Origin of the sequence: Corynebacterium sp. Z-1 (assembly GCF_031844665.1) — a bacterium.
Taxonomy (GTDB): Bacteria; Actinomycetota; Actinomycetes; order Mycobacteriales; family Mycobacteriaceae; genus Corynebacterium; species Corynebacterium sanguinis.
This window is the reverse complement of the sequence record NZ_CP134621.1, coordinates 2,363,789-2,376,289: the sequence shown is the minus strand read 5'-3', so window position 1 is coordinate 2,376,289 and position 12,501 is coordinate 2,363,789. Positions and strand designations below refer to the sequence as shown.

The window sequence follows — 12,501 nt, the reverse complement described above, 5'->3', positions numbered from 1 at the left end:
TAATGTAGGTTTGGAAACCTTTACTAAGAGTTCGCAGACCTGAGGAGTACATCACCGTGGCACGAGATATTGATGACATCGAGCGCGACATCGAGCGCACCCGCGACCAGCTCGCAAGCACCCTCGACGAGATTGCGCACCGCGCGAACCCGTCGACGCTCGCTGACAACGCGAAGGATCAGGCTAAGAACTTCTTCCAGGATGAGACCGTGCAGAAGGTCCTCGTCGGCATCGGCGTCGGTGTTGCTGTGCTGATCGGCATTAAGGCCCTCAACGGCCGCAAGCGCAAGAAGGAGCTCAAGGAGCTGCAGCGCCTGCTGGCTCGTCGCTAGCGCTAACCAGCTTTAACCTGCGCGCCCGCAGCGCGCATCTCATCGAGGGCCCGTGTGGCGCGGGCCTCGTCGACAGGCGAGCACAGCTCTTTCGAGACTCGAACGTCGAAGCCCTCCCGTAAAGCGTCTAGGACTGTCGCCCTGACGCAGTGGTCCGTGGCAATGCCGCACACATCAACCGCGCTGATTCCGGCGCGGTTGAGCCATTCGCCAAGCGCGGTGCCGTCCTCGGTGGCGCCTTCGAAACCCGAGTACGCGGCGCGGTACTGACCCTTGCGGAAGAAGGCCTCAATGTGTGCCGGATCCAGGGGCGCGCGCAGCGCCGCGCCGTCGGAGCCCGCGACGCAGTGCACCGGCCATGAATCCACAAAGTCCGGCTCGGAGGAGAAGTGCGCGCCTGGATCAATGTGCCAGTCTTGGGTCGCCACGACGTGGGCGTAGCCGTGGTCGCCGGAGATAAGCTGCGCGATCGCGGTAGCGACGTCGTCGCCACGCGCGGTGGCGAGGCTGCCGCCGGGGCAAAAATCGTTCTGAACATCGACGATGAGCAGTGCTGTTTTCATAACGCAACGATACACCGCGTGCGGAAAACCCCCGCGCGGATTTCCTCCCGGCGGGGGTGATGTTGTGCGCCATCAGGGAATCGAACCCCGAACCCACTGATTAAGAGTCAGTTGCTCTACCAATTGAGCTAATGGCGCAAACTTGGCCTGCGAAGAACCTGGTTCTTAGCGCGGCTGCCGTTATTGCAACGAAGAAAAATATAGCATCTAGGGTTATATGGGGTGAAATCGGCAGGTCAGGCGCGGTTTGGCCTGCCGGGTGTGTTTGGTTTCGCCCCGGTGCCTAATGGGGATAGGCTAAGGGGCGAAAAGATTGACGCATCACGACGTGCATGACGTGAGTCGGGCGGGAAAGTAGGAACGAGCATTGAAGACTTTGCCACGAGCCCTGAAAAGCACCACCGCTATCGGATTGGCCCTTGCCCTGGGTGTGACCGTGAGCGCCTGCACCATCGGCGAGGTGGAATCCGCCAGTGATTCCAGCGAGCAGACAGCCACGGAGACCACGGAATCGTTTGCGCCGCCCGTGGTGTCCGTTGGGGACGGTGCGACGAAGGTTTCGCCGGTTGAGCCGGTGACCGTGGAGGCGGAGGCGGGCATCCGCTCCGCGCAGATGACTAACGAGTCGGGCAAGGTGGTCAAGTACGAGTTCAACTCCGACATGACGCAGTGGTCCACCGCGGAGCCGCTGGGCTACGGGCGCACCTACACACTCAAGGGCACCGACCGCGACGGGACAAGCTTCGAGCGCACGTTCACCACCGTCGCGCCTGCCGCCCAGTCGTCGGTGTACTTCGCGCTGCAGGAGGGTGCGGAGGTGGGCGTGGGCCAGGCCATCCCGATTCACTTCAGCTACGCCCCGGGGGACAAGGAGAAGGCCCAAGAGGCGATCAAGGTCACCACCTCCAACGACACCGAGGGTGGGTTCTACTGGCAGAGCGACAACGTGGCCATCTGGCGCCCGAAGGACTTCTGGGAGCCGGGCACGCAGGTCACCGTCACGGCGGACATCTACGGTGTCGACCTCGGCGGCGGGGTGTACGGCGCCGATAAGTCGGAGATGTCGTTTACCGTCGGCGACGAGGTGCTGACCACGGTAGATAACGCCACCAAGACCCTGACCGTGACGCGCAACGGCGAGGTCGTGCGTTCCTTCCCGGTCTCGCTGGGCCGCCCGGGCCGCTGGGAGACCCCCAACGGCACGTACGTCGTCGGCGACAAGAACGAATCCATGGTGATGGATTCCACCACCTACGGCTTAAGCCTTGACGCCGGCGGGTACAAGACCCCGGTCAAGTACGCGACCCAGTTGTCGTATTCCGGGATCTACGTGCACTCCGCGCCCTGGGCCCTCGGTGCGCTCGGCTCGTACAACCAGTCCCACGGCTGCATCAACGCCAGCCCGGAGGACGCGCAGTGGTACCAGGCCACCGTCAAGCGAGGCGACCCCGTCAAGGTGGTTAACACCGGCGGGGACACGCTGGCTGGCTGGGACGGACTCGGCTACTGGAACTTGAGCTGGGACGAGCTTAATCCCGACGGGTAGGAGCTCGCAGCGTCGCCCGCGCTTGTATCCGCGCCGATGCGCAAAAGTCGCGTGGCGGTGGCCTGCCACAGCTCGCCCTGCGGGGTGACCATGCCGGTGAGTTGCAGCGGCGCGTCGAAGGGCTGCACCCCGATGGGGACGCGGTGCGTTTCGGCGCCGGTGTCGGCGTCGATGCCCAGCACGCTGACCTCGTGCTCCGCGCTACCGTCGGCACGCGCTGTGGTCAGCGCCCAGATGGTGGAGTCGGCGGTGGTGAGCACGGGAAGCGTGGCGATGCGCGCGTTGGTTTCCCAGGCGCGGACACAGTCGAATCCGTCTGCCGGGTTGGCGACGACGTCGACCTTGGTCAGGCCGCCGGTGTAAGGGGCGTCGTTAGGCACGCTCGGCCCGTCGACGGCGAAGGGCGGGTAGTCAAAGCCGTAGGTCGAGGGGATCCACAGGGTGGTGCCGCGCGCCATGATGCTGTTTTCGGTGCCGGGGCCGCTGGTGGCGAACGCGGGCAACGTACACACGTTCTCGCCGGTCGCGGCGTCGAGGACGAGCAGGTTGGGGGAGTTGTCCGCGTTATCGACGATGGCGATCCACTCGCCGTGATCGCCAAACACCGTCGGCGTGGTTCCCGAGCCCCAGGACAGCTGGCCGGGTTTGCGGCCCGAGCCCCGGTCGTAGGGGTGCCGCCACGCGGTGGTGATTTCGCCGTCGGCGCCGAGGCTGACCTCGTAGAGCGCGTGGTCGGTGAGCACGCTCGCCCCGTTCGGCCGGCCGGTCAGCCCGTTGGCGATGAGCTCGCGGGCTTCGCCTTGCCCGCTTAACGACGCCACTTTCACGCCACCGTCAAGCTCGACGACACCCACGACGGAGTCTTTCGTGGCAAACCACACGCGGCCCTGCCCGTCGGGGGTCACCCCGGCCAGTGCGGCGTCCGTGCCCAAGTCGGGCAGGGAGGTGCGCGAATCTTCCGTCAGCGCCCAGCCACGATCGGTGTGGTTGTAGCCGATGCGCACGATGTCGTGACCCTCGGCGATGACGACGCGGTCAGCCTCGTCGAGGTAGCCGTAGACGCCCCCGAGGAGGCCGTCTTTGTGCAGCTCGTGGGAGGCGAGCAGTTGGGCGGAGTGGGGGTCGAACAGCGCGACCGAGGGGACGATGACGTTGAGCCCGTTTTGGACACCGACGTACTTGGTGCACAAGCCGACGACCATGCCGTCAGAGCCCTGGAACAGCGTCGAGCATGACGCCCCCGGCACGGACCACGCCGACAGGCGAGGGTCGCGCGGCCCGGCCCACGGCACCGAGTCGGTGGAGGAGATGTCGCGGTGCATCAGGCGCGTGCCGGTCGGGGCGGCGGCGTGGGCGGGAGCCAGCGTGGCGAGGCTCAGGGCGGCGGCAGCGCACAGGCTGGCAGTGGCGCGCAAAAGGTGTTTGTGCATGGTGTGGATGCTAACAAGCAGGCTGGCTCGCGCATGCCTTTATATTTAGCGCGAGTGTGTGCATCGACTCAGGATTCGGGCCGAGCGGCACTTGCCAGCAAGTGAGGTAGGTGGGCGTGAACAGCGCAAAGCGTTCTGTGTGCCGCTGGAGAATCTACGAAAGTACCGAGTTTCTTCCCGCGCGCGGCGGAGGGCACCTTTGCGCCCTAGCCTTGCAGGCAAAAGCAACCCCTCTAAGCGCAGGGGAAAAGGAGCGGACATGGTCTGGGTGGGTAACGTCGTGCTGCTGGCCGCTCTGTCGTGGCTGCCGTCAGCGCTTATCTTCGGCGCCCTTTGGTTCTTGGGCTCGCGTATCGACGCCGCCCCCTCGCGCCCGTGGCTCCCCGCAACAGCGGGCCTTGCCGGTGGTTTCTGCCTCGGCCTGCTCATCCTCGGGCCTTTGGCGCAGCACCCGCTGCTCATCGCGCTGGTGATCGTTGGTGTTGTGATCGCCGTGCTGCTCGCTGCTACCCGCGTGGCTTATCGGGCGCTGGTTGCGGGCGGCGCCGCTGTCGTGGTCGGTGCCCACGTGGCCGTCTTCGCGCGTGCTGTGGGCAGTGAAACCCAGGACGTCTTTCGGGCCATGCCAATACTGGACCTCTGGGTGATTCTCGGGGTCCCGCTCGTCCTCGCGGCGGCACCCAGGGACATGAGTTTGTTCCGTTTGCCGCTCATACCGCCGCCCAATTCCCTCTGTTTTCATGCCCATCAGGCTGGTCACGTCGAGTGCCGGGGTCTTCATGCCCATCAGGCTGGTCACGTCGAACGCCGGGGCCTTCGTTAAGCCCGACCATGCACTTGTATCGAACGCCTGACCTAGTGATTCCCGTACCAACTTTTCCAAACGGGCGTTATCGTGGATTAAGTAGTCACTCAGCGACCCCATCTTCCAGGTCTCCGCAATGTAGGAACCGGAAAGGTCAACGTCATCACCTTCGCAAGTTGGGTCTGTGTCAACCAAAAATAACTCCACTCGGGGTAGGGCCTATTACTAGGGAATGAAAGGCGTCAAGGAGATTCTACAATCCACCTCAAATGGCTAGAGACGGAAGACATTGCTACGGGTCCAAATTTGTCCCACCTTCCCCAGTCGACCTTTTTGGGGCATGCCTTAAAGAAGCGGCTGAGTGAGATTGCCCCTCTTGCTCCTTGACAGGTCCGGGATCCCGGGGAGGAAAATCGAGTATTTGCCAGGGTAAGTGATTCCCGTCTTAGTGCGGAAGGATAGTGTTCATACTGTTGCCAGGTTCTTTACAGCAACTTTCCAAGACCCTTTTACCAGGAGCTTTTCACTCATGATTTCCAAGAAAATGCTGTCACTGCTGACAGCAGTCGTCGTAAGTGGCGGTGCGGCGACCACTGCAGTAATTGCGCCCGCAGTGATCGCCTCTGAGCAGACGATGGCTGAGCGGTATCAGCCGGGGTATGACCAGGAGACTTATAGGGCTGTCCCGTCACACTTTTTTCCTGTGCGATCTGATGGGGCACTTCCCTCCGGGACCAAATTCTCCTTGGTTGATTCGGGAAGCCTGGACTTCATCTCGCACGGTGCCGTCATGGTTGCCATGCGGTCGAGCGACGGTGAGTTACATGTGTGGTTTAATAGCCTGCACACTCCCAATCCAGGCGTGAGCACTGTGCCCGTTCGTGTCGCTGCATATTACCCCGATGGTTCCTCGGAGATTTTCGTCAGTAACGTGTCTGTGACGCCCGAAGATACTCATGTGTATGACATCCATTACCCCAGCCTTGAGGTCAGGGCAGGGACCGTAGCTTCTGCAAACCCCTCGACGAACCATCGAGGATATCCTGTCCCCACCGGAACTAGGTTTGCGATGACGGGTTATCAAGAAGTGCACGACCGCCGCGCGGAGGGTTGGGTCATCGAAGTCGATTCAGCTTCTGGCGAATTGACCGTTGCAGCTCCTGAGGGAGTAGAAGGTTCTGTCGAAATCCCACTTTCTGTAACTTATCCGGATGGCTCGCAGGACACTACGTGGGCTAAGGCGTGGGCATTCAAACCTCACGCCGATGCCTACGATATCGCTTTTGATACCGTCACTATCGACGCTGGAGCTACTTTCTATGCCCAGCCGAACAACATCGAGCATCCTGTCGATACCACCGTCACCCTGGTCCCTAGTCAAGAACTCGAATCTCTCCAGGAAGATGGCTGGACCATCGAGGGCGATACCGGTATTGGATTCTTCATCACTGCACCCCGCACCGCCACCACCGGGGCACAACTGCCCCTGACAGTGACTTACCCGGATGGCACCACCGAACCCACCTCGATCACCATCACGGTGGTCCCGATAGCTCTAGTCGAACTTCATGAGGTCACCTACGGTGGTGTGGATGTCACCGGTGGAGAATCGGTCACCGCATCGCCCACCGAGACGGACCTGCCGGCCGGCACCCGGATCACCCTGGGCGATAACATCGCCCTGAACGCTGCGGGTTGGACCTTCAAGGTCACCGCCGACGGGGGGCTGACGGCTACCGCCCCCAACGATGCTGATGGCACCGTCGAGATTGTTCTGACGGTCACCTACCCGGATGGCACCACCGAACCGGCCACCGCCAAGGTCACCGCCACCCCAGCACCCGAGGACAAGGAGGATGACGAGGCACCCAAGGGCAAGGAGGATGACGAGGGCGATCAGCCGGTTGTCCCTAATCGTCTGGAGGCTGGTGGCAGCTCCTTCGGATCTAGCTAACTTCCCTACTGCGGTGGGAGTACTTCGTTAGCTGGTATAGGACGACATCCGCAGAGATTCTGGCTGGCCCTTTACGCGATTTCGTGTGAAGGGTCGGTCTTTTCTATTGGTCCTGCATGGGTATGGCCCACTGGGACGTTGGTGCTTTGCTGATTCGAGCGGGATCACAGTCTGCTTTATCTAGCTACGGTGTCGTCAAACAGGGTTTTTAGTGAAGTAGACGAGCAGTCGCTAGCACCGAATCTGCCGTTAGGACCGCTTCAAGGCGATGCTGGGGGGTTTCGGCGGCAGCGATTTCTTCCCGCACATTCACGAGCCGACGATGAATGTCCGAGATCTCCTCGTCGCGCCCCTCTAGCTGGGTTCCAACGCCCTTGGTGTACTTGATCTTGTCCCAGAAAATGATCTGTTCGCTGATATCGAAGGAGGCGTCGTTTGCCATCGCTTCAATCTCCATGGTTACGGCTTGAGTCTCTTGATCGCCGGAGGAGTAGGAACGAAGTATTAGGAAGATTCCGGTGATGAGGGAGCCAAACGTCACCACAAAGGCCAGGATTAGTAAGTAAACCCCATAGAGCTCTAAACCAAACAGGAGTACCAGCGAGCCAATAAACAAAAAGAGGGCGCCACGCGAACTTAGCTCGCCACTCTTCTCTTCTGAAGTATTTTTACTCACCATGATTCCTTCAGGTTTTCCACGAAGGATGGCCATATAAGAAAAGTGGCATAAAAGAGAAATCCGCCAATGATGAGGCCGAAAACGATAACGACGATTCCATAAATCTTTATAAGCTTCGCGTCTATCGTAGGCTTCGATTTCAGATCACTGGCAAGGTCACGCATGTGCGACCGTACCGTGCTGTACTCCTGCTCCGTTTGAGCTAGGCGTCGCTGGCGGCGCACTCGTTGAACATCCGCGACAGAAACTGACGGCTCCCTGGAGGGCGCCCTAAATCGCCCCAGATTTATCCTATTCATAGGATGAAATTAGCACAAACAGTGATTGATGGGTCTCTCTAATGGTGCGGTCGGGTGCCCCCACCTTCGCCGGACTGTAGGCAGGTACATCAAAGGCATAAATTGCTGTGCGGAATTTCGGGATTCACGGGCAGCTAAAGTCCGGACAATGAAATAATTCGAAGGTTGCGGAGCTTTTTAGGGTACACCCCAATAGGGCAGTTTTAGAATTTCTGTCGCGCTAACGTGGTCGAGTCCCTGCGGCAGCGGCTTTTCACAACTTCATGGGCGGTTCAGTTGATGCCGGTAAGGAAACCTAGAGAGGCCCTAGGAGCACGGGGGATGAGTTTATTAAAGGCCGAAGGCGCCGCCGCTGACGAGGATGAAGATACCCAGGCCGATCAAGACGATAGGGAACAACACATGCTCCCAGCGTTCGAGAATCTCCGCGATAGGCGGACGGGTGGCCACGAACTTCGCCAACAGGACCAGGCCCGCCACCAGAATCAGAAAGACAACGCAGTAGATGATAACGGTGGCGGTATCCACGTTGAGAAAAAACGGGACATAGACGCCGATATTGTCGCCACCGTTGGCAAAGGTCACCCCGGCGACGGTCAAGACGCTTACGTTCTTTCCGCTGACTTTCGCGTCATCGTCGTCGTCATCGTCTCCCCGCCAGGCTTGCCAGGCCGCCCACAGCCCCAGGGTCAGGGGGATCAGCCCGAAGTAGGGGATCGCCTCGGTGGGCAGGAAAGCATCCGCCCCTAGGGTGACCAGAATCGTGGCTGCGAGGATGCCCGCGAAACCAAGGTACTGCCCGGCCAGGATCCGAAGTGTGGTCCCTGCTTGGCCGGCCCCACGGGCGAAGAACAGCGAGAGCACGATGATGTCGTCGATATTGGTGGCGATAAACAGACCAACCGCCCCCAGGAGACCAGTTACCACTTACCTGTTCCCCTCTCCGGTGGCGCACCCGGGCACGTCACATGCCGAGTCAATACACGGGGCATTCTCGTCGGCAGCCAGAGTGGTATCCAGCAGTGAGTTCAACGCCTGGACAAGATGGGCGTCGACGATCTCGTAGCGGGTCTTCCGCCCCTGCGGTTCGGCGACCACAATTCCGCAGTCCCGTAGGCAAGTGAGGTGGTTCGACACATTTGACCGCGTCAGTTCCAGCTCCCGGGCGAGGGCGGCCGGGTAGGCTGGGCCGCCCAGCAGGGTCAGGAGAATACGGGATCGGGTGGGATCGGCCATCGCTCGACCCAATCGGTTCATCACGTCCAAGCGCGAAGCAATAGTCAGCATGCGCTGAACTATACAGCGGCTGCTGAACTGTTGCAACGAGGGTCGAGCGTCGGCTCGACGGTGATGTGTGGGACACCAGCGCCCTTCGGTACTGTCTGTGTCGAAATCGTTGCACAACAATACGGTGCGGCAGGCAGAGATAGCGAGATGCCACCCATGCGGGACCGCCAGACCATGGCACGACGCGTACGCGGCTATGTCACCCAATCCAAAACCAACACAAGCCTCGGTTCCAGCGCTCCCGGACGCGCCACAAGCAGTGAGCGCAAAGCACTAGCCACCATGGGACGCAAAGGTGGCCAGAAAGCTGCACAACGCTGGAAAACCGATGGAGACGGAGAATACGCTCAGACAGCAAGGCAGAATCTCCAATCTGCGAATTCACGACGCGCAGCCAAAGGAAGAGTTAGCAAACGAGACATCGCTAACTACTTCGAGAGCACATTCATAGATACAGGAACTTGGCCAAGTTCAGCAGAAGCAATGAAAGAGTTTAATGTGTCCCGCCCTACTGTCTCTAGAGCATTAAAAGAAGCTGGAATCACTCTTCCGCGGGGACGACGGGCATCGCAGAAATAAATGTATCAAGCCGTAAGCAATATACGGTTCCCCTGCCGTTAGGCAGTGATTAATAACCTCTTTGAAGAAAAGCTTGTAGCGCAAGGCTACTTATTATTTGGGGCTATGCGTTCTTCTCTATTCCAGAACTTATTCAAACCCCAGCGTTCATAATGTCGTCAGCATCTTCGTATTGTCGCCCGCGAGGCTTTCTAAAAGCTCGGATGTAGTGCAATCAGTGACTGACTGCAAGGCTCCAGAGCCTATCTCTGTCAAACGAATCAGAACACTTTGTCTTCTCATAAAGTGGAATACTTCGATTTTTACGTTTAGCTTTGTCCGTTCGCCCCATTAAGGTAGATGTCAACAGCAAATAAAAGGCGGAGTTATGGCTGAACACATTGATTCTATCGACGATTTAAAGCGTGCCCTTAGCATCGAGGATCTCCGAAATATAAGCAGCGAAAAAGTCCTTGAACTAGTCAAGTTGATTCAAAACGGCCAGGTAGGCGAAATTGTCCTACCTACCCTCTTTGCTGCTGCGCCAGACACTATGGCGAAAGTGTCTCAAGCAATGGCCGATTCTTTCCAACAGGCCCTATCTAGCAATAAATACAGCTCAGATAGGCTTTATGACAGTTTTGATAAGACGAAAAGCATACTTACGCAAGTCATTGACGACCCTAATTCATCAGAAGAAAGTCGCCGAGATGCCCTCGATCGGTTAGAACGCCTTGACGACAAGCTCATGGAGCATGACGTCAACAACAAAAGATTTAATCTGCAATCACTGCAGGTAAGTAAAGAAACAATTCTTATAGGCTCAGTTTTGGTTGCGAGTGCTGTGGTGGCAACTGTCAGTCCAGAGGCCAAGAAGCTTTTGGCTCAAAATGCACCAAAGGTATTATCCTCAACCGCCAAAATGTTACTTCCAGGTAAGAAATAGTCCCTATTTATAGATAGCTCCTGGCGGTTAATCCTGTCATCCTGGCTCTCGTCGAGCTGCAACTCTCGCATAGCGTGGTTGCTAAGGAGGTGTGCCCAATTGGATTACAAGTACCTACACACTTGATCGGTGCTGCACGTTTCAGGGTCCGGGTGTGCGGCGTCCTGTCTGAGGTCCGCGATAGTGTCGCGCAGCACGGAGAGCTGCGCGATCTGCTGCTCGATCTCAGCGAGGCGCACGTCAAGCAGGTCGCGCACGTGCTCGCAGGGCGCCTGGCCGCCGTCGCGGATGTCGAGGATCTGGCGGATCTGGGCGAGGGTGAGGCCCGCGGCCTGGCCGCGGTGGACGAAGTCGATCCGAGCGACCGTCTCGGGCGCGTAGTCGCGGTATCCGGACGGCGTGCGCTCGGTCGGGGGCAGAAGGCCCTGTTCCTCGTAGAAGCGAAGGGTCTTCGCGGTAGTGCCCGCCCTCTCGGCGAGTTCTCCGATCCGCATTGCTGTCTCCCTCCGTGGCCGCGCTTGACCTTCCCCTGCACTGGAAGGTCCAGTATGGCTGAGACAGAGCAGAAAGCCAAGAGTTGACAGGAGCAGCGATGCCTACGAAGTACGATCTCGCCATCATCGGATCGGGAGGCGGCGCGTTCGCCGCTGCGATCCGCGCCAGCACGCTCGGAAAGTCGGTGGTGATGATCGAGCGCGGGACGCTCGGCGGCACCTGCGTGAACACGGGCTGCGTCCCGTCGAAGGCGCTCATCGCCGCGGCCGGCGCGCGGCACGTCGCCGTCGACGCCGCAACCCGGTTCCCCGGGATCGCGTCGACGGCGGATCCCGTCGACATGCCCGCGCTGATCGCTGGGAAGCAAGCGTTGGTGGAGTCGCTGCGCGGCGAGAAGTACGCCGACGTCGCCGACTCCTACGGCTGGCAGGTCCTCCGCGGCGACGCCTCGTTCGTGGGCACCCCTGATGCGCCGGTTCTCGATGTTGCCGGAGCCGACAGAAGCGTCGAGACCATCGAGGCCCACCACTACCTGGTCGCGACTGGTTCTCGCCCGTGGGCACCGCCGATCGACGGCCTGGAGGAGACCGGATACCTGACCTCGACCACGGCGATGGAGCTGACGGAGGTCCCCGAGTCGCTGCTGGTGCTCGGCGGCGGCTACGTCGCCCTGGAGCAGGCGCAGCTGTTCGCCCGCCTCGGCTCGCAGGTCACGCTGCTCGTGCGGTCCCGGCTCGCCTCGAAGGAGGAGCCGGAGGTGTCGAAGGCGCTCCAGGAGGTGTTCGCCGACGAGGGCATCCGCGTCGTCAGCCGCGCAGTGCCCACCCGGGTCTCTCGCGGCACGGGAGGCGAGGCCGTCGTGACCGCCGCCGTGTCCGGCGGCTCGCAGGAGTTCCGCGCCGACCAGGTCCTGGTCGCCCTCGGACGCCGTCCCGTCACCGATGGCCTGAACCTCGATGCGGTCGGGGTGAAGACCGGAGACTCCGGCGAGGTGGTCGTCTCCGACCGGCTGCAGTCCTCGAACCCGCGGATCTGGGCCGCGGGCGACGTGACCGGGCACCCCGAGTTCGTCTACGTCGCCGCCCACCACGGCACCCTCGTCGCCGAGAACGCGTTCGCCGACGCCGACCGGTCCGTCGACTACGCCCGCCTGCCGCGGGTGACGTTCACCGGGCCCGCGATCGGCGCGGTCGGGATGACCGAGAAGGACGTCCTCGCCGCGGGGATCCGCTGCGACTGCCGCGTCCTGCCCCTGCACCACGTGCCCCGCGCCTTGGTGAACCGCGACACCCGCGGGTTCATCAAGATCGTCGTGAACGCCGAGACGAACGAGATCCTCGGCCTGACCGCCGTCGCCAAGGACGCCGGGGAGCTCGCCGCCGCAGGCGTCCACGTGCTCGGCAGGACCGTCGCCGAGGTCGCCGACGCCTGGGCCCCCTACCTAACCATGGCCGAGGGCATCCGGATCGCCGCGAAGGCCTTCACCACCGACCCGTCGCTGCTGTCGTGCTGCGCATGAACGGCAACGCAGGCAATCGGGGAGATCTCATCCTGAAGAGGTGCAGACGATGAGCACCCCTCCCCCTTGGTGGCTCCTGTCGGTTTTG

General features: G+C 60.7%; 12 protein-coding genes and 1 tRNA gene. 6 read left to right on the top strand and 7 right to left on the bottom strand.

Features of this window, described 5'->3' with window-relative positions; translation table 11 throughout:
- Window positions 1-56: 56 nt before the first annotated feature.
- Window positions 57-332, top strand: coding sequence for a DUF3618 domain-containing protein (locus RIU96_RS11565; RefSeq protein WP_006839710.1), 276 nt, complete (start codon window positions 57-59; stop codon window positions 330-332).
- Window positions 333-334: 2 nt separating this feature from the next.
- On the opposite strand, the gene RIU96_RS11560 is transcribed toward RIU96_RS11565, so the two are convergent.
- Both RIU96_RS11560 and RIU96_RS11555 read right to left on the bottom strand, forming a co-directional pair.
- Window positions 335-895: a nicotinamidase gene (locus tag RIU96_RS11560; RefSeq protein WP_136652877.1), complete on the bottom strand. Its 561-nt coding sequence runs from the start codon at window positions 893-895 to the stop codon at window positions 335-337.
- 65 nt (window positions 896-960) lie between these two features.
- Window positions 961-1,033 (bottom strand) — tRNA-Lys (locus RIU96_RS11555).
- A gap of 229 nt (window positions 1,034-1,262) precedes the next feature.
- Between RIU96_RS11555 and RIU96_RS11550 the strand changes: the two genes are divergently transcribed.
- On the top strand, window positions 1,263-2,441 hold the full coding sequence (locus RIU96_RS11550; RefSeq protein ID WP_311197000.1) for a L,D-transpeptidase: 1,179 nt from the start codon (window positions 1,263-1,265) through the stop codon (window positions 2,439-2,441).
- Here RIU96_RS11550 and RIU96_RS11545 read toward each other — a convergent pair.
- A complete protein-coding gene (locus tag RIU96_RS11545; protein WP_186366029.1) occupies window positions 2,399-3,871 on the bottom strand; it encodes a hypothetical protein in 1,473 nt (490 codons plus the stop codon). The genes RIU96_RS11550 and RIU96_RS11545 overlap by 43 nt on opposite strands.
- A gap of 259 nt (window positions 3,872-4,130) precedes the next feature.
- Here RIU96_RS11545 and RIU96_RS11540 point away from each other — a divergent pair, with 259 nt between their 5' ends.
- Both RIU96_RS11540 and RIU96_RS11535 read left to right on the top strand, forming a co-directional pair.
- On the top strand, window positions 4,131-4,694 hold the full coding sequence (locus RIU96_RS11540) for a hypothetical protein (protein ID WP_144773847.1): 564 nt from the start codon (window positions 4,131-4,133) through the stop codon (window positions 4,692-4,694).
- A 511-nt stretch (window positions 4,695-5,205) separates the two neighbouring features.
- Complete coding sequence (locus tag RIU96_RS11535) at window positions 5,206-6,630, top strand: YPDG domain-containing protein (protein WP_186366028.1); 1,425 nt, start codon at window positions 5,206-5,208, stop codon at window positions 6,628-6,630.
- A gap of 208 nt (window positions 6,631-6,838) precedes the next feature.
- Here the strand turns inward: RIU96_RS11535 and RIU96_RS11530 are convergent, their stop codons facing one another.
- The 3 genes from RIU96_RS11530 to RIU96_RS11520 form a co-directional block, all read right to left on the bottom strand.
- Window positions 6,839-7,342, bottom strand: coding sequence for a hypothetical protein (locus tag RIU96_RS11530; protein WP_258562594.1), 504 nt, complete (start codon window positions 7,340-7,342; stop codon window positions 6,839-6,841).
- A 596-nt stretch (window positions 7,343-7,938) separates the two neighbouring features.
- Window positions 7,939-8,535 carry a cadmium resistance transporter gene (locus RIU96_RS11525; protein WP_144773843.1) on the bottom strand — a complete coding sequence of 199 codons (597 nt, stop codon included), beginning with the start codon at window positions 8,533-8,535 and terminating at the stop codon, window positions 7,939-7,941.
- The gene (locus tag RIU96_RS11520; protein WP_023024707.1) at window positions 8,536-8,895 is read right to left on the bottom strand and encodes a Cd(II)/Pb(II)-sensing metalloregulatory transcriptional regulator CmtR; all 360 of its coding nucleotides are present in this window, start codon (window positions 8,893-8,895) and stop codon (window positions 8,536-8,538) included. It abuts the gene before it with no gap.
- A 946-nt stretch (window positions 8,896-9,841) separates the two neighbouring features.
- Between RIU96_RS11520 and RIU96_RS11515 the strand changes: the two genes are divergently transcribed.
- Window positions 9,842-10,399: a hypothetical protein gene (locus RIU96_RS11515; protein WP_258562804.1), complete on the top strand. Its 558-nt coding sequence runs from the start codon at window positions 9,842-9,844 to the stop codon at window positions 10,397-10,399.
- Between the two features lie 104 nt (window positions 10,400-10,503).
- Here RIU96_RS11515 and RIU96_RS11510 read toward each other — a convergent pair whose 3' ends face one another.
- Window positions 10,504-10,893 carry a heavy metal-responsive transcriptional regulator gene (locus RIU96_RS11510; RefSeq protein WP_003847964.1) on the bottom strand — a complete coding sequence of 130 codons (390 nt, stop codon included), beginning with the start codon at window positions 10,891-10,893 and terminating at the stop codon, window positions 10,504-10,506.
- A gap of 98 nt (window positions 10,894-10,991) precedes the next feature.
- On the opposite strand from RIU96_RS11510, the gene merA reads away from it, so the two are divergent.
- A complete protein-coding gene (gene merA / locus RIU96_RS11505; protein WP_144773853.1) occupies window positions 10,992-12,413 on the top strand; it encodes a mercury(II) reductase in 1,422 nt (473 codons plus the stop codon).
- Window positions 12,414-12,501 lie beyond the last annotated feature (88 nt).

What these genes read in the sequence shown, in the direction of transcription:
- RIU96_RS11560 (WP_136652877.1), bottom strand. Translation starts at nt 895, where the DNA reads ATGAAAACAGCACTGCTCATCGTCGATGTTCAGAACGATTTTTGCCCC.
- merA (WP_144773853.1), top strand. Translation starts at nt 10,992, where the DNA reads ATGCCTACGAAGTACGATCTCGCCATCATCGGATCGGGAGGCGGCGCG.
- RIU96_RS11530 (WP_258562594.1), bottom strand. Translation starts at nt 7,342, where the DNA reads ATGGCCATCCTTCGTGGAAAACCTGAAGGAATCATGGTGAGTAAAAAT.
- RIU96_RS11515 (WP_258562804.1), top strand. Translation starts at nt 9,842, where the DNA reads ATGGCTGAACACATTGATTCTATCGACGATTTAAAGCGTGCCCTTAGC.
- RIU96_RS11540 (WP_144773847.1), top strand. Translation starts at nt 4,131, where the DNA reads ATGGTCTGGGTGGGTAACGTCGTGCTGCTGGCCGCTCTGTCGTGGCTG.
- RIU96_RS11535 (WP_186366028.1), top strand. Translation starts at nt 5,206, where the DNA reads ATGATTTCCAAGAAAATGCTGTCACTGCTGACAGCAGTCGTCGTAAGT.
- RIU96_RS11545 (WP_186366029.1), bottom strand. Translation starts at nt 3,871, where the DNA reads ATGCACAAACACCTTTTGCGCGCCACTGCCAGCCTGTGCGCTGCCGCC.
- RIU96_RS11510 (WP_003847964.1), bottom strand. Translation starts at nt 10,893, where the DNA reads ATGCGGATCGGAGAACTCGCCGAGAGGGCGGGCACTACCGCGAAGACC.
- RIU96_RS11520 (WP_023024707.1), bottom strand. Translation starts at nt 8,895, where the DNA reads ATGCTGACTATTGCTTCGCGCTTGGACGTGATGAACCGATTGGGTCGA.